This is a genomic window from Postechiella marina, from assembly GCF_039538365.1.
In the GTDB taxonomy this organism is placed as follows: Bacteria; Bacteroidota; Bacteroidia; order Flavobacteriales; family Flavobacteriaceae; genus Postechiella; species Postechiella marina.
In genome coordinates this window covers 131,500-153,051 of the sequence record NZ_BAABCA010000008.1, presented here as the reverse complement: position 1 = coordinate 153,051, position 21,552 = coordinate 131,500, and the positions used below count along the sequence as shown (strand labels likewise).

23 protein-coding genes are annotated in these 21,552 nt (G+C 31.8%); 12 read left to right on the top strand and 11 right to left on the bottom strand.

The features are described from left to right. Nucleotides 1–29: 29 nt before the first annotated feature. From meaB to ABD715_RS17220, 4 genes are all read left to right on the top strand, one after another. A complete protein-coding gene (gene meaB / locus ABD715_RS17235; protein ID WP_344789587.1) occupies nucleotides 30–1,103 on the top strand; it encodes a methylmalonyl Co-A mutase-associated GTPase MeaB in 1,074 nt (357 codons plus the stop codon). Between the two features lie 297 nt (nucleotides 1,104–1,400). Further along, nucleotides 1,401–2,108, top strand: a complete 708-nt coding sequence (locus ABD715_RS17230) for a hypothetical protein (protein WP_344789586.1) — start codon at nucleotides 1,401–1,403, stop codon at nucleotides 2,106–2,108. A 634-nt stretch (nucleotides 2,109–2,742) separates the two neighbouring features. Beyond that, a complete protein-coding gene (locus tag ABD715_RS17225) occupies nucleotides 2,743–3,489 on the top strand; it encodes a sensor histidine kinase (RefSeq protein ID WP_344789585.1) in 747 nt (248 codons plus the stop codon). Nucleotides 3,490–3,495: 6 nt separating this feature from the next. Beyond that, nucleotides 3,496–4,140: a response regulator gene (locus ABD715_RS17220; RefSeq protein ID WP_344789584.1), complete on the top strand. Its 645-nt coding sequence runs from the start codon at nucleotides 3,496–3,498 to the stop codon at nucleotides 4,138–4,140. Between the two features lie 18 nt (nucleotides 4,141–4,158). Here the strand turns inward: ABD715_RS17220 and ABD715_RS17215 are convergent, their stop codons facing one another. From ABD715_RS17215 to mnmA, 7 genes are all read right to left on the bottom strand, one after another. Beyond that, on the bottom strand, nucleotides 4,159–4,728 hold the full coding sequence (locus ABD715_RS17215; RefSeq protein ID WP_344789583.1) for a phosphatase PAP2 family protein: 570 nt from the start codon (nucleotides 4,726–4,728) through the stop codon (nucleotides 4,159–4,161). 98 nt (nucleotides 4,729–4,826) lie between these two features. Continuing rightward, nucleotides 4,827–5,054, bottom strand: a complete 228-nt coding sequence (locus ABD715_RS17210) for a hypothetical protein (RefSeq protein WP_344789582.1) — start codon at nucleotides 5,052–5,054, stop codon at nucleotides 4,827–4,829. A gap of 22 nt (nucleotides 5,055–5,076) precedes the next feature. Further along, the gene (locus ABD715_RS17205) at nucleotides 5,077–6,456 is read right to left on the bottom strand and encodes an MATE family efflux transporter (protein ID WP_344789581.1); all 1,380 of its coding nucleotides are present in this window, start codon (nucleotides 6,454–6,456) and stop codon (nucleotides 5,077–5,079) included. Nucleotides 6,457–6,558: 102 nt separating this feature from the next. Then, on the bottom strand, nucleotides 6,559–6,876 hold the full coding sequence (locus tag ABD715_RS17200; RefSeq protein WP_344789580.1) for a Dabb family protein: 318 nt from the start codon (nucleotides 6,874–6,876) through the stop codon (nucleotides 6,559–6,561). Between the two features lie 14 nt (nucleotides 6,877–6,890). Further along, nucleotides 6,891–7,832, bottom strand: coding sequence for an NAD(P)H-dependent flavin oxidoreductase (locus ABD715_RS17195; RefSeq protein ID WP_344789579.1), 942 nt, complete (start codon nucleotides 7,830–7,832; stop codon nucleotides 6,891–6,893). Further along, nucleotides 7,832–9,445, bottom strand: coding sequence for a S8 family serine peptidase (locus tag ABD715_RS17190; protein WP_344789578.1), 1,614 nt, complete (start codon nucleotides 9,443–9,445; stop codon nucleotides 7,832–7,834). The genes ABD715_RS17195 and ABD715_RS17190 overlap by 1 nt, the downstream gene beginning before the upstream one ends. Before the next feature lie 31 nt (nucleotides 9,446–9,476). Continuing rightward, nucleotides 9,477–10,664, bottom strand: a complete 1,188-nt coding sequence (gene mnmA / locus ABD715_RS17185; protein ID WP_344789577.1) for a tRNA 2-thiouridine(34) synthase MnmA — start codon at nucleotides 10,662–10,664, stop codon at nucleotides 9,477–9,479. A gap of 172 nt (nucleotides 10,665–10,836) precedes the next feature. Here mnmA and ABD715_RS17180 point away from each other — a divergent pair, with 172 nt between their 5' ends. Next, nucleotides 10,837–12,267: a fasciclin domain-containing protein gene (locus ABD715_RS17180; protein WP_344789576.1), complete on the top strand. Its 1,431-nt coding sequence runs from the start codon at nucleotides 10,837–10,839 to the stop codon at nucleotides 12,265–12,267. 63 nt (nucleotides 12,268–12,330) lie between these two features. On the opposite strand, the gene ABD715_RS17175 is transcribed toward ABD715_RS17180, so the two are convergent. From ABD715_RS17175 to pyrG, 4 genes are all read right to left on the bottom strand, one after another. Continuing rightward, nucleotides 12,331–12,732: a toxin-antitoxin system YwqK family antitoxin gene (locus ABD715_RS17175; RefSeq protein WP_344789575.1), complete on the bottom strand. Its 402-nt coding sequence runs from the start codon at nucleotides 12,730–12,732 to the stop codon at nucleotides 12,331–12,333. 135 nt (nucleotides 12,733–12,867) lie between these two features. After that, a complete protein-coding gene (locus ABD715_RS17170; protein ID WP_344789574.1) occupies nucleotides 12,868–13,038 on the bottom strand; it encodes a hypothetical protein in 171 nt (56 codons plus the stop codon). Nucleotides 13,039–13,174: 136 nt separating this feature from the next. Further along, nucleotides 13,175–15,070, bottom strand: coding sequence for a membrane protein insertase YidC (gene yidC, locus ABD715_RS17165; RefSeq protein WP_344789573.1), 1,896 nt, complete (start codon nucleotides 15,068–15,070; stop codon nucleotides 13,175–13,177). Nucleotides 15,071–15,182: 112 nt separating this feature from the next. Beyond that, entirely contained in the window at nucleotides 15,183–16,799 is a 1,617-nt protein-coding gene (pyrG, locus tag ABD715_RS17160) for a CTP synthase (protein WP_344789572.1), read from the bottom strand. 267 nt (nucleotides 16,800–17,066) lie between these two features. Here pyrG and ABD715_RS17155 point away from each other — a divergent pair, with 267 nt between their 5' ends. The 7 genes from ABD715_RS17155 to ABD715_RS17125 all read left to right on the top strand — a co-directional run bounded on the left by ABD715_RS17155 (nucleotide 17,067) and on the right by ABD715_RS17125 (nucleotide 21,526). Next, nucleotides 17,067–17,630: a TetR/AcrR family transcriptional regulator gene (locus ABD715_RS17155; RefSeq protein WP_344789571.1), complete on the top strand. Its 564-nt coding sequence runs from the start codon at nucleotides 17,067–17,069 to the stop codon at nucleotides 17,628–17,630. Between the two features lie 74 nt (nucleotides 17,631–17,704). Further along, complete coding sequence (locus ABD715_RS17150; RefSeq protein ID WP_344789570.1) at nucleotides 17,705–18,256, top strand: carboxymuconolactone decarboxylase family protein; 552 nt, start codon at nucleotides 17,705–17,707, stop codon at nucleotides 18,254–18,256. 96 nt (nucleotides 18,257–18,352) lie between these two features. Continuing rightward, nucleotides 18,353–18,667 (top strand): EthD family reductase, encoded by a 315-nt coding sequence (locus ABD715_RS17145; protein WP_344789569.1) that lies wholly within the window; start codon nucleotides 18,353–18,355, stop codon nucleotides 18,665–18,667. A 2-nt stretch (nucleotides 18,668–18,669) separates the two neighbouring features. After that, nucleotides 18,670–19,326, top strand: coding sequence for a DsbA family oxidoreductase (locus tag ABD715_RS17140; RefSeq protein ID WP_344789568.1), 657 nt, complete (start codon nucleotides 18,670–18,672; stop codon nucleotides 19,324–19,326). Between the two features lie 30 nt (nucleotides 19,327–19,356). After that, nucleotides 19,357–20,019: a peroxiredoxin-like family protein gene (locus tag ABD715_RS17135; protein ID WP_344789567.1), complete on the top strand. Its 663-nt coding sequence runs from the start codon at nucleotides 19,357–19,359 to the stop codon at nucleotides 20,017–20,019. A gap of 10 nt (nucleotides 20,020–20,029) precedes the next feature. Next, on the top strand, nucleotides 20,030–20,446 hold the full coding sequence (locus tag ABD715_RS17130; RefSeq protein ID WP_344789566.1) for a hypothetical protein: 417 nt from the start codon (nucleotides 20,030–20,032) through the stop codon (nucleotides 20,444–20,446). Nucleotides 20,447–20,449: 3 nt separating this feature from the next. Further along, nucleotides 20,450–21,526, top strand: coding sequence for an L-dopachrome tautomerase-related protein (locus tag ABD715_RS17125; protein WP_344789565.1), 1,077 nt, complete (start codon nucleotides 20,450–20,452; stop codon nucleotides 21,524–21,526). Nucleotides 21,527–21,552 lie beyond the last annotated feature (26 nt).

Sequence of the window (21,552 nt, the reverse complement as noted above, 5' to 3'; positions counted from 1 at the left end):
ACGTATTTCTTTTAAAATCGTGACAGGCTATGCCGAAAACAAACAAAACTGCTTTAAATGAAAAAGAAGGTGTTTCTATCTCAGAAATTACCAACGCGTCGTCTATAAAAACAATTAAAAATAGACGTAAAAAACAAATAAATCCAGAAGACTTAGTATCTAACATATTAAAAAAAAATATAACAGCATTAAGCAGAGCTATTACTTTAGTAGAAAGTACAAGTCTGAAACATCAAGAAACAGCAAATAACATTATTAAGCAATGTTTACCACACGCCAATAAATCTATTAGAATAGGCATAACAGGTGTACCGGGAGTTGGTAAAAGCACATTTATAGAAACCTTTGGTAAACATTTAACAGCTATAGGTAAACGTATTGCTGTACTAGCCATAGACCCAAGTAGCTCTATTACTAAAGGGAGTATTTTAGGAGATAAAACTAGAATGGAAGATTTGGTAAAGGATGAAAATGCTTTTATTCGTCCATCGGCATCAGGAAGTTCTTTAGGTGGCGTTGCCAGAAAAACTCGCGAAACTATTATTTTATGTGAAGCTGCTGGTTTTGATGTCATTCTTATAGAAACTGTTGGCGTGGGTCAAAGTGAAACAACCGTACACAGCATGGTAGATTTCTTTTTACTTTTAAAACTTGCAGGTGCTGGCGACGAATTACAAGGCATTAAACGTGGCATTATAGAAATGGCAGACACTATTGTAATTAACAAAGCAGACGGAGATAACCTAAGCAAAGCTAAATTAGCTAAAGTTGAATTTAATAGAGCGTTGCACCTCTACCCTACTAAATCTTCGAACTGGCAACCAAGAGTAGCAACATGTAGCGCTTTACAAAATGAAGGTATAGATAATATTTGGAAAATTATTTTAGAGTACATAGATATTACTACTAAAAATGGTTTTTTTAAGACAAAAAGAAATGATCAAAACAAGTTTTGGCTTATTCAAACTATAGAAAATCAATTGAAATCTGATTTTTTTAATGCATTAGAAATAAAAGAAGCTTTAAAAAATCAAATTCAGCTTATAGAAAATAACCAAACAACACCGTTTGCTGCAGCCGAATTTTTATTGAATTTAAAATAAGCGCGTTAAAGCTTCTTATTTTAATCAAGCCAACAAAACACAAACACCTATTAATCAATCACTTTAAAAGTATTAAGATTTGTTTTGTCAATTTTAATACGCCTAAATTTTATTCGCTATAAAGAAAATTAATATGGGGAAAAACACCCTTTTTGGGTGGTGAATACCTTTAGAACACAAAACTAAACAGTTGATTTACAACATATAGTAGCTTTAATAAAATTCAACTACTTCTACTTTATGTAATTCATGTTAATATATCCTTTAACTTTGTAAGATAATCAACACTAACCCATTATGAAAACTAAAAAAATTTACAACATTACAATACTAACCATATTTGTAATGGTAATTGCTTTAGCATGCACCAAAAAAGAAAAAACAGCTTCTGTTAAAGAAGACAAAAAAGACAAAGACTATACTGCACCCAAAAATATTATAGATGTAGAGAAAAGTATAAATTTATATAATGCTTATAGCAAAAGCAGATCTGAATATGTAGCCCCTTATCTGCAAAAAATATATGAAAACCCAAATTTTCAAGACACTAAGTTTGTTTGGTATTCTTTAGAAGAAATGAAAGAATATATAGCCTATATAGAAAAAGTACAAAGAGAAAATCCCGCATACGACATTACAGGTATACGCTTTTATTACGGAGCATATTCTCAAAAAAGTCAATCAAAACGTTTTCCTAATCAGCAAACGTTGTTTATGGCTCCTACCATGAAGACATCTAAATCTGGTTCTAAATATCCAAACATGGACAACATTCCTTTTTACATTGAATACACCGATGAGAGCAACCCTATAAAAGGAAAATTAGTAGCAATTCCAAGCCTAATGCTAGAACAAAATCAAAAACGAACACAACCATATTTTAAAACAAACACACAAAAAGGCAGCTTTAACCTTTTTACTAGTAGTACTTTAACCACTGCTGCAGCAAGGAGAACAAGTGTAATAAAAAATGAAGGAGAAATGTCTCCACCACCATTCGAATAATGATAGATATTGAATTTATATATTTAAATTTAAGAAGCTCCATAAAGTACATAGAACTTATTACAGCAATTATTGGTACCGTTTATTTATATAAATATAAACACACCTGCCTAAAATACTTTCTTGTATTAATTTGGTATGTAGTTTTAAACGAGTTTATAGCCTATTTTTTAAAACAAAATGGCATTATAAACAACGTTATAATATATAATATTTATCATTTAATCAATTTTTCATTTTTGTTTATACTTTATAAAACCTATGTAAAAAATTCAATTCATAAAAAACTAATAAAATACTTCTGGTTTATATTTATTATTTCATTTTTTGGTAATATGTATTATCAAAACTATTTAAAACAATCCATTACCATCCCCTTTATAGTTGCAGCAGTATTACTAATACTTAGTATAGTCTTTTATTTTTCAGAAATATTAAACTCCAATAAAGTGCTTAATATCAATAAGAATTTATTATTTTGGATTAGCATAGGTTTACTATTATATCATTTTGGCAAAATTCCAACTAGAATTATGCGTAATTACTATCACGAAATCCCTAATTTTGAAAGTATCTCTATAACAGAGAGTTGTTTAAGTATAACCATGAATATTTGTTTTATAATAGGCTTTATATGGAGCGAGAAGGACAAGCAATATTAGTCGCAGTTGGTACATTAGTTTTTCTATGTATTATTGTTATTGCTTTATTTGTTATTTTTCAGAGACGTAAAAACTTACTGCTTTTAAACCAAAAAGAATCTGAAGAACGTTTTGAACAAGAAATTTCTAAAATGCAAATAGAAGTAAGGGAAGAAACCTTTAGAAACATAAGTTGGGAATTACACGATAATATTGGTCAACTTATAACCTTAGCCAAAATACAATTGCAAAGCTCTAGCGATATTAATGACGCTAAAATATCATTAGATAAAGGATTAAAAGAAATAAGAACTCTATCTAAATCCATTAATCCCGAAGCTTTAAAAAACACGACTTTAGTAGAGGCTTTAAAACTAGAAATAGATCGCTTTAATAGATTAAAATATATTGAGGCAAATTTAGAAATAAATGGAGAAAAAAAAACGATGGATTCTAAAATAGAACTTACAGTTTTTAGAATACTTCAAGAGTTTTTTTCTAACACTATAAAACATGCAAATGCAAGCAAATTAAGGGTTATAATTAACTATAACAATAAAGGGTTAAGCATTTGCGCAGCAGATAACGGTAAAGGCTTTGGTATAGAAAACAAAGCAAAATACAATGGTATAGGCTTAACAAACATAAAAAAAAGAGCTCAACTAATTAATGCAGATATTAAAATAGAATCTGAATTAAACATAGGAACAAAACTATACATATCGTACAATTATAAATAATGTAAAATGGAAACACACTCTGTAGTTATAGTTGAAGACCACCTATTGCTATCGCAGGCTATAAGCAGTCTGGTAAACTCTTTTAACCATTTTAATGTTAGCTATTTATGTAGCAATGGCCAAGAATTAATTAACAAACTAAAAGCTAATGCAAAAAAACCAGATATTGTATTAATGGACATAAATATGCCTATTATGAATGGTATAGAAACCACTTTGTTTTTAAAAAACAACTACCCAAACATAAAAGTTATAGCTCTATCTGTAGAAGAAAGCGAAGACATTATTATTAAAATGCTAAAAGCAGGAGCCAAAGGTTATTTACTAAAAGATGTAGAAAAAGACATATTAGAAACTGCCTTGTTCGATGTAATAAATAAAGGCTTTTACCATACCCAAAACGTAACAAACATACTTATAAACTCGCTAAATCCAGAATATAAAAACAACCAGAATAACCTAAAAGAAAGAGAAATAGAGTTTATAAAACATGTATGCACAGAACTAACCTATAAAGAAATTGCAGAAAAAATGTTTTTAAGTCCTAAAACTATAGATGGCTATAGAGACAGTTTATTTTATAAATTACAAGTTAAAAATAGAATTGGTTTAGTTATTTATGCCATAAAAAATAAAATTTATAACATTTAATTTTAGCAAAATAATACATTAATCTTTTATGTATTTTTTTAAAAGATACTTAGCTAGCTTATAAAACGCAAAACCAGAAAGTGCGCCAAAGGTCATACCACAAACAATATCTAGAGGGTAATGCTTACCAACATAAATTCTGCTGTAAGCTACAACCGAGCTCCAAAAAACTAATAAAAACACTAAGTTTTTATAATATGGCCTAAGCATTAAACCAGCAAAAACTCCAGCTGCCATAGAGTTTGATGCATGCCCAGAAAAGAAACCATACTTACCACAATACGAGGTTACCATACGCATATGCTCCATAACACCTGGTTCTCCGCATGGTCTCATGCGCTCAAAACCACGCTTAAAAACATTTGTTATTTGGTCTGTAAAAGTTATCATGCAGGCTACAACCAATACAAAAATCAACATAGATTTTGCGCCATATTTTTTATAAAGTAAGAACAAAAGCAACACATATAATGGTATAAAAGTAAATTTACTGGTAATAACTAACCATAGGGTATCCCATGTTTCAGACCCTAGATTATTTAAAAACAAAAATAATTCGATATCGTATTGTACTAACTCTTCTATCATATTAAATATTTTGGGCGTTTCCCTTTGGGTCGGGCTTTACATTACAAGTCCTCGCTCGTACCTCTCTGTGGGCTTTTCATTGCAATCCCTAACGCAAATTATTCGTCGTATTTAGCTATTTCACTATCATAAAAATCGGTAGCCTCCTTAATAGCATTTTCTGTTTCGGTTTCCAATTCAGCTTTATCATCTGCACTAAAATCTTCAAACCACTCAACCTCATCATTTTCCAAATTAATAATAAACCTTGGAAAATCTGTATGTATCACATATATAGCATTAGGGTATTCTGTATTATCTCCTAATATAAATTTTGGTAAACTCATTTAATATCTTTTTTATTGTCCACTATTTCTCGCTAGACAAAATTAATCTTTTAGTTAAATAATTAAATCTAATATATAATAAAACTGAAGCAGTAGTAAGTCCCGCTAGTAAACCTAACCAAATACCAAAACTACCATACGCCTCTTCTTTACCTAAAAACCAACTTACTGGAAAACCAACAATCCAATAAGACACAAACACTAAAACCATAGGTATTTTAACATCTTGCAAACCACGTAAAGCTCCTAAAACCAGTACTTGTATACTATCACTTATTTGAAATATAGCTGCCACAAGTAGTAATTTAGACGCAATAGCCATCACTTCCTTATTATCTATTGCATTTTCTATATCATCAGAGTCTAAGTAGAGTTTTGGCAACTCTTTATTAAAAAGAAAAAACAAAATAGCAAAACCAATAGCAAGAATAACACCAAATAAAAATATTGAAAAAGCAATTCTGCGCAATTCAAAATACTGCTTTAAGCCTTTTTGGTTTCCTACCCTAACCATAGCAGCAACACTTAAGCCCATGGCAACCATAAACGCCATAGAACTCAAGTTAAGCGCTATTTGGTTAGCTGCCTGTGCATTTTTACCTAGTAAACCACTTAACCAAATAGCAGCAGTAAAAATAGCAACCTCAAAAAACATTTGCATAGCACTAGGAAAACCAAGGCTTAGCAACTTTTTAAGCATCAATTTATCTAAAACAAAAAACTTAATATTTGTAACAAATGCTTTAGATTTTTCTTTACCCTTTAAAACAAACCATAAATGAGCAACCATAACCAGTCTAGAAACAAGTGTACCATAAGCAGCACCTACAATACCAAGTTCAGGAAAACCAAATTTCCCGAAAATAAGAACATAATTAAGCCCAACGTTTATAACATTAGCCAATATAGTAGCATACATAGGCGCCTTAGTCATAGACATACCATCGCTAAACTGCTTAATACCTTGAAAAACAACTAAAGGAATTAACGAAAAAGCAACCAAATCTAAATACGGTATAGCCAACTCTACAACCTCTATAGGTTGCTCCATTAAATACATTAATGGTTTAGCTAATAGTATTAATGAAAATAGTAAAATCCCTAAAACAGTACATAGAAACAAGCCATGCTTAAAAACAGATTTGCCTTTTGCAAAATCTTCGGCTGTATCTGCCTCTGCAATTAGTGGCGTAATAGCTGTAGAAAAACCAATACCTAAAGACATGGCTATAAACATAAAACTATTGCCCAAAGACACCGCAGCTAGTTGTGCTGTGCCCAATTGACCTACCATTATATTATCTACAAAACTAACAAATGTATGTCCCAGCATCCCTAACATAACAGGAGAAGCCAATTGCCAATTGTATTTAAATTCTTTTGTATAATCCTTTAATTGCATCGTGCAAAAATAGTTTATAACTATAACATTTTACTGCTATTCAATTTTTCTTTTTTAATCATTTTAAAAAGAAAAATAATTAACATACCTATCGGTTCAATATTAAATTAAATCTGAATCGTAAACCACAACTTTACGCCATAATTTACTAGACTCTTCAATAAATTTTAAATGAGCAGGCTCGTCTTGATATTTATCTTGATCTTCTTTAGACAAGAAACTAACAGACAAACAATAAGTATAAGTTGCATCTATAACCGCTCTGTTGGTTTTAGCAGGAACGCCTATATGTTTATTTTGAACATATTTAGAGCTTTCTATAAAACGTTTTAACGATGCTTCAAAAGCACTTCTATAGGTTTGGTTTTCTGGCTCTTTTAACCAAAAAAGTACGGTATGCCTAAAATTTTCTTTATTCATTTTTATATATCATATTATAAGTTAGACATATCCATTTTAGCCTTTTCAAATTCAACCACAACATCTTCTATAATTTGAGCTACTGGTTTTATATCGTGAATTAAACCAGATACTTGACCTATTTCTAATTCACCATGCTCTAAATCGCCTTCAAACATACCTTTTTTTGCACGAGCTCTACCTAATAAAATCTTTAATTCGTCTATCGTTGGCGATGTTTTATAAAGCTCTTGTATGTCGTTGTAAAATTTATTTTTAACCAGTCTTACTGGCGCCAATTCTTTTAAAGTTAATTGCGTATCTCCTTCTTTTGCTTTAACAACAACTTCTTTAAAAGCGGTATGAGCAGAACTTTCTGTACTAGCGACAAACCTAGATCCCATTTGTACACCATCGGCACCTAAAATCATGGTTGCTAACATAGCTTTACCAGTAGCTATACCTCCTGCTGCTATTAACGGAATTTTAATATGCTCTTTAACTATGGGTATAAGTGTTAAAGTTGTTGTTTCGTCTCTTCCGTTATGTCCGCCAGCTTCAAAGCCTTCTGCAACAACAGCATCTACACCTGCTTCTTGGGCTTTTAAAGCAAATTTTAAACTACTAACAACATGTACAACCGTAACACCACGTTCTTTTAACCAAGTAGTCCAAGTTTTGGGGTTTCCAGCAGAAGTAAAAACAATACTTACCTCTTCTTCTATTATAATATCCATTACCTCTTGAATATTAGGATATAGCATAGGTACATTAACACCAAACGGTTTGTTTGTTGCTTTTTTACATTTTTGAATATGCTCGCGTAACACCTTTGGATACATAGAACCAGCACCTATTAACCCTAAAGCACCTGCATTACTTGCTGCAGAGGCTAAACGCCAACCACTATTCCAAATCATTCCGCCTTGAATAATAGGGTATTTAATTTTAAATAACTCAGTAATTCTATTTCCCATTAATCTTTTATAAACTTTAAAGTGATTGATTTTTTTGAAGATTCTATTTTCACAATATACAACCCCAAAGAGAGATTTAAAACATCTATTTTATTCAATTCTTGATTTACAGTATGGTTAAGAACCAGTTTGCCTAAAACATCATAAAAACGAATATTAGCTTCTGCTTTTAAATTGGGCAAATCAATAAAAACAAACTCTTGCGAGGGGTTAGGATATAATTTAACATTATCTATAACATCTGTTGCGTCTGTGCTAGACAATGCAGAACTTAGCGCTTTATCTAAATCTGGAATACCATACCCTAATTGATAATTTGGTGTGGTATATAACGAAGCAGAAGCCTTAACTAACTCCATAATTTCTGCATTGGTGCTATTTGGAAGCGCTTGCATTAAACAGGCAATACCTCCAGCCAGAATAGGAGAACTAAAAGATGTACCATTTGCTGTAGTAATTACATCGTTTTCTGTTATAACATAACTTGCTTGGCCTTGCGCTACCACATCTGGTTTTTGCGAAGGTTGAATTGCACTTCCTACAGAACTAAAAGTAGCGTAATCGCCTGAAGCTTTTACAGCTCCAATAGATAAAACGTATTGAGAATCGGCAGGTGCACCTACTCCATCGTTTCCAGAATTACCTGCAGATACAACCAACATTATACCTTTTTCAAAAGCTATATTTGCTCCTTTTGTTATATAAGCAGTCTTTCCATCTAATTCTGAATCGGAATACGTATAACTAGAATATGTTGGTCCATAATCTTTATAGCCTAAAGATGTGTTAATAATATCTACTCCTAAACTATCGGCACGCTCTGCTGCTTCAACCCAATAACTTTCTTCTACAGGGTTTTCTGAGGTTGCATCTTCCGTAATAAACAAATAATAAGATGCGTTTGGAGCAGTACCAACAAACTGATTTTCTATGTATGCTGCCATATCGCTTAACACCAAAGTACCATGATTACTTGTTGTGTTTGTGTAAACGTCGTTATCTCTATTTACAAAATCGTAATCGTTTAAAAGGCGCCCTTCATTTCGTAACTTGGCAAAAGCAGACATGGTATTTACTTTAGGAAAACCTGCGTCTAAAACTGCAACTGTAACGCCTGTACCGGTATAATTTAAAGCATGCAGTTTGTCTCCATTAAACATTTCTATTTGATTTAAAGCATTACCGTAATTATAAGTAGTAGATACCGATTCTAATTTTGAAATTGCCTTGTCTTTAAAAGGCTTACTTGTATTAATACTTTTGTCTGCAAACTCTATTTGATTAACAAAAGCTAAATTAATAAGTGCTTTTATATTAGTCTCGCTACCACGAACATGTACAGCATTAAACCATTTAGATTTAGCATAAACTGTTATACCTGTTTGCATTTTTAACTGTGCAATATAGCTTTCGTTTACAGGCACATCTCTAGCATCTATAGTAATATTATGACGCGACTTTCTATCTATTGCTTTTTGAGTAAGTATAGTTGTAGGGTTAGCTATAGATGCGGAAACATTAGGTTTATCTATAAAATAAACCCAAGCATCTTGTTGGGCGTAAGTATAAAAATGAAAACAAAGAACTGTTAAAAACAAAAAGTACTTTTTCATAATCTAGTCTACTAGCTAATTTCGACTAAAGTTACGAAATAACTCCAGAACCAACTAATTCGTCTTCTAGATACCAAGCTGCAAATTGTCCTTCTGCAATAGCAGATTGCGGATTTTCGAACTCAATATATAAACCAGATTCTACCTTGTATAATGTTGCTTTTTCTAGAGTTTGGCGGTATCGTATTCTTGCCATTACTTGCATACTATTACCATTTTCTAGCTTTAAATCTGGCCTTACCCAATGCAACTCTTCATTATCTATAAACAATGCAGTTTTATATATTCCTGGATGTGCTTTACCTTGCCCTGTATAAATAATATTATCGTCTACATTTGTATCGATAACAAAAAGAGGCTCTACTGTGCCTCCAACACCTAGGCCTTTACGTTGTCCTTTTGTAAAATAATGAGCGCCTTGATGTTTACCTACTACTTTTCCATCTTCTTCTGTAAAATTCATTTTTCGAGATAAATATACCAGCTCTTCTTCTTTAGAATTAAACTGTATATCTTCCTTATTGAATTTAGAATTATTTTTAGACACCTCCACAATAACACCTTCTTTAGGTTTTAATTGTTGCTGTAAAAAATCGGGCAATTTTACTTTACCAATAAAACACAAGCCTTGAGAATCTTTTTTATCTGCAGTAACTAAATCTAATTTTGCAGCAATTTCTCTTACTTCTGGCTTTGTTAATTCGCCTATTGGAAATAAAGATTTTGCTAACTGGTCTTGAGATAACTGACATAAAAAGTAAGACTGATCTTTATTTCCATCTACTCCTGCTAATAATTGATAAACCTCTTCTCCATTTTTATTAACCGTTCCTTTTCTGCAATAATGACCTGTAGCAACGTAATCTGCACCAAGCTCTAATGCTATCTTCATAAATACATCAAACTTAATTTCTCTATTACAAAGCACATCAGGGTTTGGAGTTCTTCCTTTTTCATATTCGTTAAACATGTAATCTACAATACGCTCTTTATATTGCTCGCTTAAATCTACCGTTTGAAACGGAATACCTAATTTATCTGCAACAAGCATAGCATCGTTACTATCGTCCAACCAAGGACATTCATCTGAAATGGTTACAGAATCGTCATGCCAATTCTTCATAAACAAACCAATAACCTCATACCCCTGCTCCTTTAAAATATAGGCAGCAACACTTGAATCTACACCTCCAGAAAGTCCTATTATTACGCGTTTCATACTTTTAAAATTAGCATACAAAGATACATATATTTAAAGATATAATTAACCAAGCATCTATCTTAGTAAAATGTTAAAAATATTTTTGTTTAAATTTTTATCAAAAACATCAAACAAAATTTATTATATTTGTTTAATATAAATACATATTCATTAAACAAAACTTAAAATCATGAAAACATTAACAGCTTTAAAAAGTCTTTGTCTATTATCGTTTGTCTCTATATTTCTGCACTCATGTAGCAATGACGATGATAATAATGACCAAATTACTATTGATCCTTCTAAATTTACCATAGTTGAAAACGCTATTGCCACTCCCAGCCTTTCTTTGTTAGTAGAAGCCTTACAAGCTGCAGACGGTAACTTAGTTAATGTATTAAGTGGCACAGGTCCATTTACCGTATTAGCACCTACTAATGATGCTTTTCAAGATTTACTAGATAGTAATTCTAACTGGAATACTATTAATGATATAGATACTGCTGTTTTACAACAAGTGTTATTAAACCATGTTATTTCTGGTGATGTTAAATCTACAGACTTAACATCTCTAGGAAGTGGATACACAAAAACAAATGCAGATGGCGCAGATGGTAATAAACTTAGTTTATACTTTAGCACGAGTAATGGTGTTATGTTTAACGGAATCTCTACGGTAGTATCGGGCGGAGCAGATTTAATTAGCTCGAACGGTACAGTACATGTTGTAGACAAAGTAATTACACTACCAACAGTGGTAGATCATGCTATTGCAAACCCAGAATTTGGTAGTCTTGTTTCTGCTCTTGGTGCTGCCGATGGCGATTTAGTAAGTGTATTAAGTGGAAACGGACCGTTTACAGTATTGGCTCCAGACAACAATGCCTTTACCTCCTTTTTAAATGGAGCTGCTTTAGCAGATGTAGATACTAGTATGCTGTCTCAAATATTACTAAACCATGTAATGTCTGGTACTACTTTATCTACAGACTTGATTAATTTGGGCACAGGGTACTCTAACACTAGTGCTACTGGAGCAGGAGGCAATGCTATGAGTATATATATTAATGCTACCGATGGTGTAATGTTTAATGGCATATCTACTGTACAAGTAGCAGACATTGTTGCTACAAATGGTGTTATTCATGCTATTAATAATGTTATAGACTTACCAAATGTTGTAGACTTTGCCTTAGCAGACCCCGAATTTTCGACACTAGTAACTGCGCTTACAAGAGATGATTTAACAACTAATTTTGTACAAGTTTTATCGACTGAAGACGGTACATCTCCTGCGCCTTTTACTGTTTTTGCACCTACAAACATGGCTTTTGCTAATTTATTAAACGAGTTAAACACCACGTTAGCTGATATAGACGAGCCTACATTAAAAGCAACTTTAAACCATCATGTAGTTGGCGGATTAAATGTGGTTTCTACAGATTTAACAGATAATTTTACAGTACCAACCCTAGGAGGCAACATTACTGCAAATGTTACTGGAGGAGCAACGTTAACAGATACGAATAACAGAGTAAGTAACATTATTGCTGTTGATGTACAAGCTTCAAACGGTGTTATTCATGCTATAGATAAAGTTGTATTGCCTAGTTTACAATAATGTTTTTGTTTATTTGATTGTTATTTTTTGCAAATTAGCATATAGCGAGAAAGCTCCTTAAAATTAAGGAGCTTTCTTTTTGTATTTACTTTTATAACTAAAGTCTTTTTTATCTATAAGTTTTCCTTCTTTAAAATAAGACCATACACCATCTTTTTTTCCATTCTTATAACGTCCTTGTGTTATTAAATCTCCTTTAGGGTTAAAGTATTTTGAAACACCGTGTAATTGCCCAAGGCTATAAATTAAACGTTTAAGTACTACCCCGTTTTCGGCATAAGATATAGACTCACCATCTAACTTTCCTTTTACATAATGAGATTGCTCTGATATTTGTCCGTTTTTATAATAAATAAAACGATCTCCTATTAAGTTTCCAGACATATCATAATGTTCTAATATTAATAAGTCGTTAGCATTTTTTTGATAATATTTCCATTCGCCAATGTAAATTTTACCACGCATTTGACCTTCGCTTATTGTTTTTCCTCTAGAAGTAAAAAATTTAACATAAGCTATATTATCTGTTTCGTTAAATTGCTTGCTAGCAGATAAAACAGGTTTATTATCTATCTTTTTATAAAATTTAAAAAGCCCAACTTATTTACCATGATTAAAAGTCCCTTCGTACCTTAAAACTTTAGTATTTTCAAAATTCTTTTTCCATACTCCGTGGCGTTTACCTTGAGCATCAAATTGATTAATATTTTGTGCAGAAACAGAACATATCGACACTAAAAACAAAACTATAAACTGATTTAAAAACTTCATCTTTTAACTTTTAATAATACTCTTTTTCTCTTAAAAACAGATAAGGAACGATAAAAATAACTCTAAATTGTATATAACAAAAAAGCTGCCAAAATTATTTTGACAGCTTTTTTAATATCTTTATTTAAACAGAAAACTACTTTTTCTTATTTTGCTGTGCTTGCTTTTGTTGCTCTGCTTGCTCCATCATTTCTTTCATCTTCTTTTGGAACTTGCTTTCTTTTTTAGGTTTCTTTTTATTCTCTTGCATTTGTGCATGAATTTTATCTTCATCAAGAATAAAATTCTTAATTACCAATATAATTCCAATACTAATTAAGTTAGATATAAAGTAATATAAACTTAATCCTGATGCATAATTATTAAAGAAAAACAGCATCATTAAAGGAGAGAAATACATCATATATTTCATCATTTTTGCCATATCTGGCATACCTTCTTGTTGTGGTTGTGCTTGCACATTTTGCCCGGTTGTTAATCGCATATAAAAGAATATAGCTACAGATGCTAATATTGGAAATAAACTTACATGATCGCCATAAAAAGGTATATGGAACGGAAGCTCTGCAATAACATCATAAGACGATAAATCTTTTACCCAAAGAAAACTTTTTTGACGTAAATCGAAGGCCGAAGGAAAAAATTGAAACAACGCATAAAATACAGGTAGCTGTATTAAAGCTGGCAAACAACCTGCCATAGGGCTTGCTCCTGCTTTTGTTTGCAACGCCATAGTTTCTTGCTGCGCTTTCATTTTGTTATCTTTATACTTCTCTCGAATGGCATCCAATTCTGGCTTTAAAATTTTCATTTTAGCTTGAGACAAGAATTGTTTGTATTGTACAAACGACATTATTAGTTTTATTAAAACTGTCATTACAATAATAGCAATTCCGTAAGGTAAAAACCCGCCTAAAAGGGCAAATAAAGGAATAAACAAATAACGGTTAATCCAACCAAAAATACCCCAACCTAGTGGTACTATTTCGTCAAGATTTCTACCATAGGCATCTAAAATTTTATAGTCGCTTGGCCCATAATACCAATCCATAGATTTGTTTAATTCACCACCAGCAAGCTCTAAAGGTAATTTGGCTTGAAATGTTTTTGTGTAAACTGTATCTATTTCTTCGTTTTGAACTAAGTTTCTAGAAAATAATTCAGCTGTTTTAAATGGAGCATCTGCCAATAAAACCGATGTGAAAAAGTGCTGTTTAAAAGCAACATAGGTTACCTCTTCTGCAGTATCATCTGTTAATTCTTGTTGTCCTAAATAATCATCTTTACCATCTTCGTATTCGTAAACAACCTCTGTATATCTATTTTCGTAGCTTATACTTTTAGCATGGCGATAGGTTTTTAGTTTCCAATCTAAATTAATAGCTTGAGAACTATTAATAACATCGCTTAAACCTTGAGAACGAATACTAAAATCAATCATATAATCGTTAGGTTTCAACTCGTAACGGTATTCTAAAAATTTAGATTCAGACACTTTAAGTTTCATAGAAACTACTGTGTTTTTGCCATTTTTAGATATGCTAGGTTGAAAGTATAAATCTTGTGTATTTAAAATACGACTATCTGTTGTTCCAAAATTAATATTAAAAGCTGCATTGTTATCTTTTACAATGTAGATAGGCTTATCATTAAAATCTACAAACTTTTTAAGTTTAACCTCAGATAAATATCCCCCTTTACTATTAAATTTTAATGAGAACAAGTCTGTTTCTACTGCTGTTTCCTTATCAGAAGCTACAGTTGCAGAATAAGCAAAAGCACCTAATTTATTTTTAAGTTGAATTAATTGAAGAGAATCTGCTGTACCAACTGTATAATCTTGTGCGGTTGTTTCTATTGTTTGGCTATCTAGCTTTGCTTTTTTCTCTGCCTCTACCTGCTCTTGTTTAGCTTTTTCTTGTTCTGCTAATTCTTCTGGCGTAGGTTGGTTTTGCCATAGCATATAGGCCAATATTCCAAAAATAAGAACAAATCCTATAATCGAATTAATATCTAACTTCTTTTCTTCCATGTAATTCAAATTTTAGACCTGACAAGTTTTATACACCTATCAGGCCTTTACTATAATTATTTAGCTTTAGTCAAAAAGCTATCCAAATTTAATTTTATGCCACACTGACACTTTATTTTTTTCTATGATAACTTAATACCGCTTTTACAAAGGCTACAAATAATGGGTGCGGATTAGAAACCGTACTCTTATATTCTGGGTGATATTGCACGCCAACAAACCATGGATGCTCAGGAATTTCCACTATTTCTACCAAACCTGTATCTGGGTTTAAACCAGAAGCTATCATACCTGCTGCTTCCATTTGTGGTTTAAAATTGCTATTAAACTCGTAACGGTGTCTATGGCGCTCGCTTATAACATCAGATTTATAAACTTTACCAGCAATACTATCTTCTTTTAATTGACACTTCCAAGATCCTAATCGCATTGTACCTCCTTTGTCTGTAATGGTTTTTTGCTCTTCCATTAAATCGATAACCGGATTTGGAGTTTCTGGGTTCATTTCTGTAGAATTGGCATTAGATATACCAATAACATTACGTGCAAATTCTATAACTGCCATTTGCATACCTAAACAAATACCTAAAAATGGAATGTTGTTTTCGCGCACAAATTTTACCGCTGTTATTTTACCTTCTATACCTCTTTCTCCAAAACCTGGAGCTACTAAAACACCATCTAAATGTCCTAGTTTTAATTTAATATTATCGTCGTTTAAGTATTCTGAATGCACAGACTCTATAACAACCTTAACCTCATTTTCTGCCCCTGCATGAATAAAGGCCTCAAGAATAGATTTATAAGAATCTTGTAACTCTACATATTTACCAATTAAGCCAATAGTAACTTCGCTTCTTGGATTTTTATGCCTGTGTACAAATTTGTTCCAATTTGCTATATCTGGAACCGAACTCTTTAAACCTAACTTTTTAAGTACAACCTTATCTAAGCCTTCTTCTAGCATTAAATTTGGCACATCGTAAATGGTCGAAGCATCTATAGATTGTATTACTGCATCTTCTTTTACGTTACAAAATAAGGCTAACTTTCTGCGCAAATCCTTTGGTAGGTCGTGCTCTGTTCTACAAACCAAAATATCGGCTTGCACTCCACTTTCCATTAACGTTTTTACACTATGTTGAGTTGGTTTTGTTTTTAATTCTCCTGCAGCAGATAAGTATGGTACTAAAGTTAAATGAATAACAATACCGTTATCTTCTCCTAAATCCCAACGTAATTGACGTACAGCTTCTATATATGGTAAAGACTCTATATCTCCTACGGTACCACCAATTTCTGTAATTACAATATCGTAATCACCAGACTGCCCAAGTAACTGCACACGCCTTTTAATCTCGTCTGTAATATGTGGTACAACCTGCACAGTTTTACCTAAAAACTCGCCACGACGTTCTTTTTGTATAACGCTTTGGTATATTCTACCAGTAGTAACGTTATTGGCTTGGCTGGTTGGTACGTTTAAAAAACGTTCGTAGTGCCCTAAATCTAAATCTGTTTCTGCTCCATCCTCGGTAACATAACACTCACCATGTTCGTACGGGTTTAAAGTTCCTGGATCTACATTAATATAAGGATCTAATTTTTGAATGGTCACTCTATAACCTTGACCTTGTAATAGCTTTGCTAAAGATGCAGCTATAATTCCTTTTCCTAGAGATGATGTAACCCCACCGGTTACAAATATGTATTTTGTCTTACCTGTCATGTTGCGCTTATAAACGCAGGCAAATTTACAAAATTTAAATAGTTATTTAAGAATTGTTTTTTAGTTATTTCGAGATGAGTTGTTAACAGCTAATTTTAGGTGTTTTTAGTAAAATTTAAACCCTTTAAAACAAAGAGGCTTTTGCCTAAAAAGACATATACTCAAACTAATTAAACATAAAAAAATGTTAAAAGCTTTTTTATTTCTAACCAATCGTTTAGTTTTGCATTGTAATTAATTAGTATTTCGCTTTCGCGGAAAGTAAACATGGCTAGAACAAAACAATATAACGAAACTGAAGTGGTCGAAAAAGCAATGAATCTTTTTTGGAAAAATGGCTATGAAACCACATCTATGCAAATGCTTGAAAAAGAAATGGGCATTAACAAGTTTTCTATATATTCTAGTTTTGGTAACAAACATGGTTTGTTTTTAGAAAGTTTAAAACTATATAAAGCTAAAGTTAGTAATGTACTAGATAAGCTTAAAAAAGGAAATAACGGAATTGAAGATATTAAACAATTTTTTTATGACTCTGTAAACTCAAGTTTTAAAAGCGACAAAAACAAAGGTTGCTTTCTTACTAACACATATAATGAGTTTTCTGAAAAAGAAGATGAATGCATTCAAAAGCAAATGAATAGTTTTATGGATAATTTAAAAGCCATAATTATTGAAAAGCTAGAAATGGATACTTCAAAAAACGAAGAAACTATAACAAAACAAGCTAACTATTTATTGCTAGCAAAACACGGTTTAGCAGCAGCATCTAGAGTTAACACAAAAGAAGAGATTGAAGATTATATAGAAATGGTCTTCAAAAACTTATAAACATTTTTTTTACACAATAACTAAACGAACGTTTAGAAAAGATTAACAGAATATTAAAATAAAAACAAGAAATTATGACAACTTTAAAAATTCACAACATCGAAACTGCACCAGAAGGTAGCAAAGCATTATTAGAAAGCTCTCAAAAAGCATACGGAATGATTCCTGGTTTACACGGCGTTTTAGCAGCTTCACCACAAATTTTAGAAGGCTACCAAAAATTACACGAGTTATTTACACAATCATCTTTTAACGAAGAGGAATTAACTGTAGTTTGGCAAGCCATTAACGTAGAGCATGCTTGTCATTACTGTGTTCCTGCACATACAGGAATTGCAAACATGATGAAAATAGATGAAGATATTACTGAAGCTTTACGTAACGAAACTCCTTTAGCAGATTCTAAACTTGAAGCTTTACGTACTATGACGTTAAGTATTGTTAGAAATCGTGGTAATGTTTCTCAAGCAGATTTAGATGCTTTTTACGCAGCTGGATACGAAGAAAAACACATTTTAGATATCATCTTAGGTTTATCTCAAAAAACAATTAGTAACTATACTAATCATATAGCAAATACACCTGTTGATGCAGCTTTTTCAAAGTTTGCATGGGCTAAAAAATAATATGGTTTCAAATCCCTAGAAACCATTGAGTTGATTGATAGCTGTAAACCTTCCTCCTTTTGTGAGGAAGGTTTATTAATCTAAAAACAAAAAAACATGATAAAAGTATCAGTAATGTATCCAAACAGTAAAGATGTACAGTTTGATGCAGATTATTACAAAAACACGCACTTACCAATGGTATCCAAATTAGTTGGTAGCGCCTTAAAAGATTTAGAATTAGACTTAGGTATAGCGAGTAGAACTCCAGGTGAGTATGCTCCTTATGTAGCTATAGCGCATTTAAAGTTTGATAGTATTGAAGCTTTCCAAGAATCTTTTGGACCTCATGCAGAAACCTTTGCTGCAGATGTAAAAAACTATAGTAATATTCAAGCTGAGCTTCAAATTAGTGAATTAATAACATTTTAATTATGGCAGATAAATTAAAAATAGATATTGTTTCAGACGTTGTGTGTCCTTGGTGTACCATTGGCTACAAACGTTTAGAAAAAGCAATACAAGAATTAGGTGTTGCTGATAAAATTGACATAGAATGGCAACCGTTTGAATTGAACCCAAATATGCCTGCCGAAGGCCAGAATGTTATTGAACATATAGCCGAAAAGTATGGCTCTACATTAGAGCAACAAAAACAATCGCAACAAATGATGACTGATGCTGGTGAAGAACTAGGTTTTAAATTCGATTATTTTGATGAGATGCGAATGGCTAACACTTTTGATGCTCACGTTTTATTAGAATATGCTAAGGATTTTGGTAAGCAAACCGAATTAAAAATGACTTTAACAAAAGCCTTTTTTAGCGATAGAAAAGATGTGTCTAAAAAAGACATTTTAAAAGAAGCCCTTTTAGAAGTTGGTTTAAATGCAGATGAAGCTTTAGCGAAATTAGATAGCGATGAAGCACGATTGGAAGTAAGAAACAAACAAAACTATTGGAAAAACATGGGTGTAAACTCGGTACCAACTATAGTTTTTAATCGTAAAAGTGCAGTAACAGGAGCGCAACCTGTAGATACTTTTAAACAAGTATTAACCGAGTTAATTGCTGAACAACAAGCAGTTTAATTTTATAATTTTTCAAAAGAAAAGAAAGGTATGAGTTCTAATAAAAAAGGTAAATTAGATGCTAAACTAGACGAAATACGTCAAGCAAGTGCAGTAAAATTTACAGACGAAAAGAAAAGAATATATGCAGATGGAATTTCTAGTGTACAAAACTCTGGAGTTTTAGATTCGGCTTTAAAAGTTGGCGACAAAGCGCCTAATTTCACTTTAAAAAATGCCTTAAACGAATCGGTTAGTTTATACAACGAATTAAAAAACGGACCAGTAGTTTTAACTTGGTACAGAGGTGGTTGGTGTCCATATTGCAATATTACTTTGCACGCTTTACAAGAAAAATTACCAGAATTTAAACAAGAAGGTGCTACGCTTTTGGCTTTAACGCCAGAATTGCCAGATAACTCGTTAAGTACATCAGAAAAACACAGTTTAGAATTTACAGTTTTAAGTGATGTTGAAAACCTAATTGGTAAACAATATGGTGTAGTTTACACCTTAACCGATGGTGTTGCAAGTATCTACAATGCTGGTTTTGGACTAAACGAAGTTAATGGAGACACAAGTAATGAATTACCGTTAGCTGCAACGTACGTTATAGATACCAACGGAATAATTACTTATGCTTTTCTAGATGCAGATTATACACAACGTGCAGAACCTTCGGAAATATTATCAGCTTTAAAACAATTGAAATAACATTTTTAAAATGAAAAAATCAGTTAGAATTCTAACAGGAATCTTAGGTTTCATAATCTTTGTTCCAGGTTTAGCAAAATTTAGAGAACCTTTTAAAACATTTATTTACAAACACCTAACAGGTATTGGTTTTCCGTTACCAAATGTTATGCAATATGTTGTGAAATTTAGCGAAATTGGTGTTGGTTTGGCTCTACTTTTTTTAGCATTTAAAGGCAATAGCCTAAGCAAAAACCTGAGAGAAAAAATATTCTACTTAGGCAATTTAACAATAATTATAATGATGGTAGTTGCTGTGTACACGCATTTGCATCCAGATATTCCTGCAGATCTATTACCATTAGAATTTAAACCACCTGTAATGCCTATTTCTTATATAGTATTGGTATTTTTAAACCTCTATTTGTATAAAAAATCAAATTCGTAAATTATGAAAACATTCTACTATATTCTTGTTCTTTCAATATTGTTTATTTCTTGTAAAGACAAAACACAAAGCAAAACAGAATCTGTTGAAATTACAGAGCAAACCGAAACACCTAAAGTAACCCAAATAACTGCCTTTAAAGGGCAACAAGTTACTGGTATTTCTGTGAGTAACAGTGGTCGCATTTTTGTTAATTTTCCAAGATGGAGAAAAGGTGTAAATAATGCTGTAGTAGAAATAAAAAATGACACGATTTCACCTTTTCCAAACAAAGCATGGAACTCATGGGAAATTGGAGATGAAGCAGAAGAAAACAAATTTGTTGGTGTACAATCTGTTGTGGTTTACGACAATCTTATTTATGTTTTGGATACCAGAAGCGCGTTGTTTCAAGAAGTTTTAGATGCACCAAGAATTTTTGTTTTTAACATAAATACTAAAAATTTAGAGCATACTTATATTTTAAATGAAGAGGCTTATCACCCAAATTCTTATATAAACGATTTACGTCTAGATAAAAAGAATAACAAAATCTACTTTACAGATTCTGGAAATTCCGGATTAGTAATTTTAGATTTAAAATCTGAAAAATTCACACGCGTTTTAGATAATCATTCTTCTACTGAAGCTGACGCTAAATTTTTAACCTTTGGAACAAACAGGTTTGAAAAACAAATACATTCTGATGGCATTGCTTTAGATACTAAAAATGATAAATTATATTATCATGCACTTACAGGTTACAATTTACATAGCATATCTACAGAAGCATTAAATAAAAATAACACTGAAGCCATTGAAAAAGCAGTTACTTTTGAGACTAAAACGTCTGCTCCAGATGGTATGATTATGGACGAAAACGGTAATTTATATTTTGGCGATTTAGAACATAATAAAATTAATTATAGAAAACCAGATGGTAGCATACACACTTTAGTTGAAGGCGACATTATAAAATGGGCAGATACTTTTAGCATTTATAATGGCTATTTATACTTTACAAATGCTAGAATTAATGAAGCAGGTGAAGATATTTCTAACATGGAATTTACCGTTAATAAAATTGCTTTAGCTAATTAGTTTTTTTTAATCGTACACAACACTTT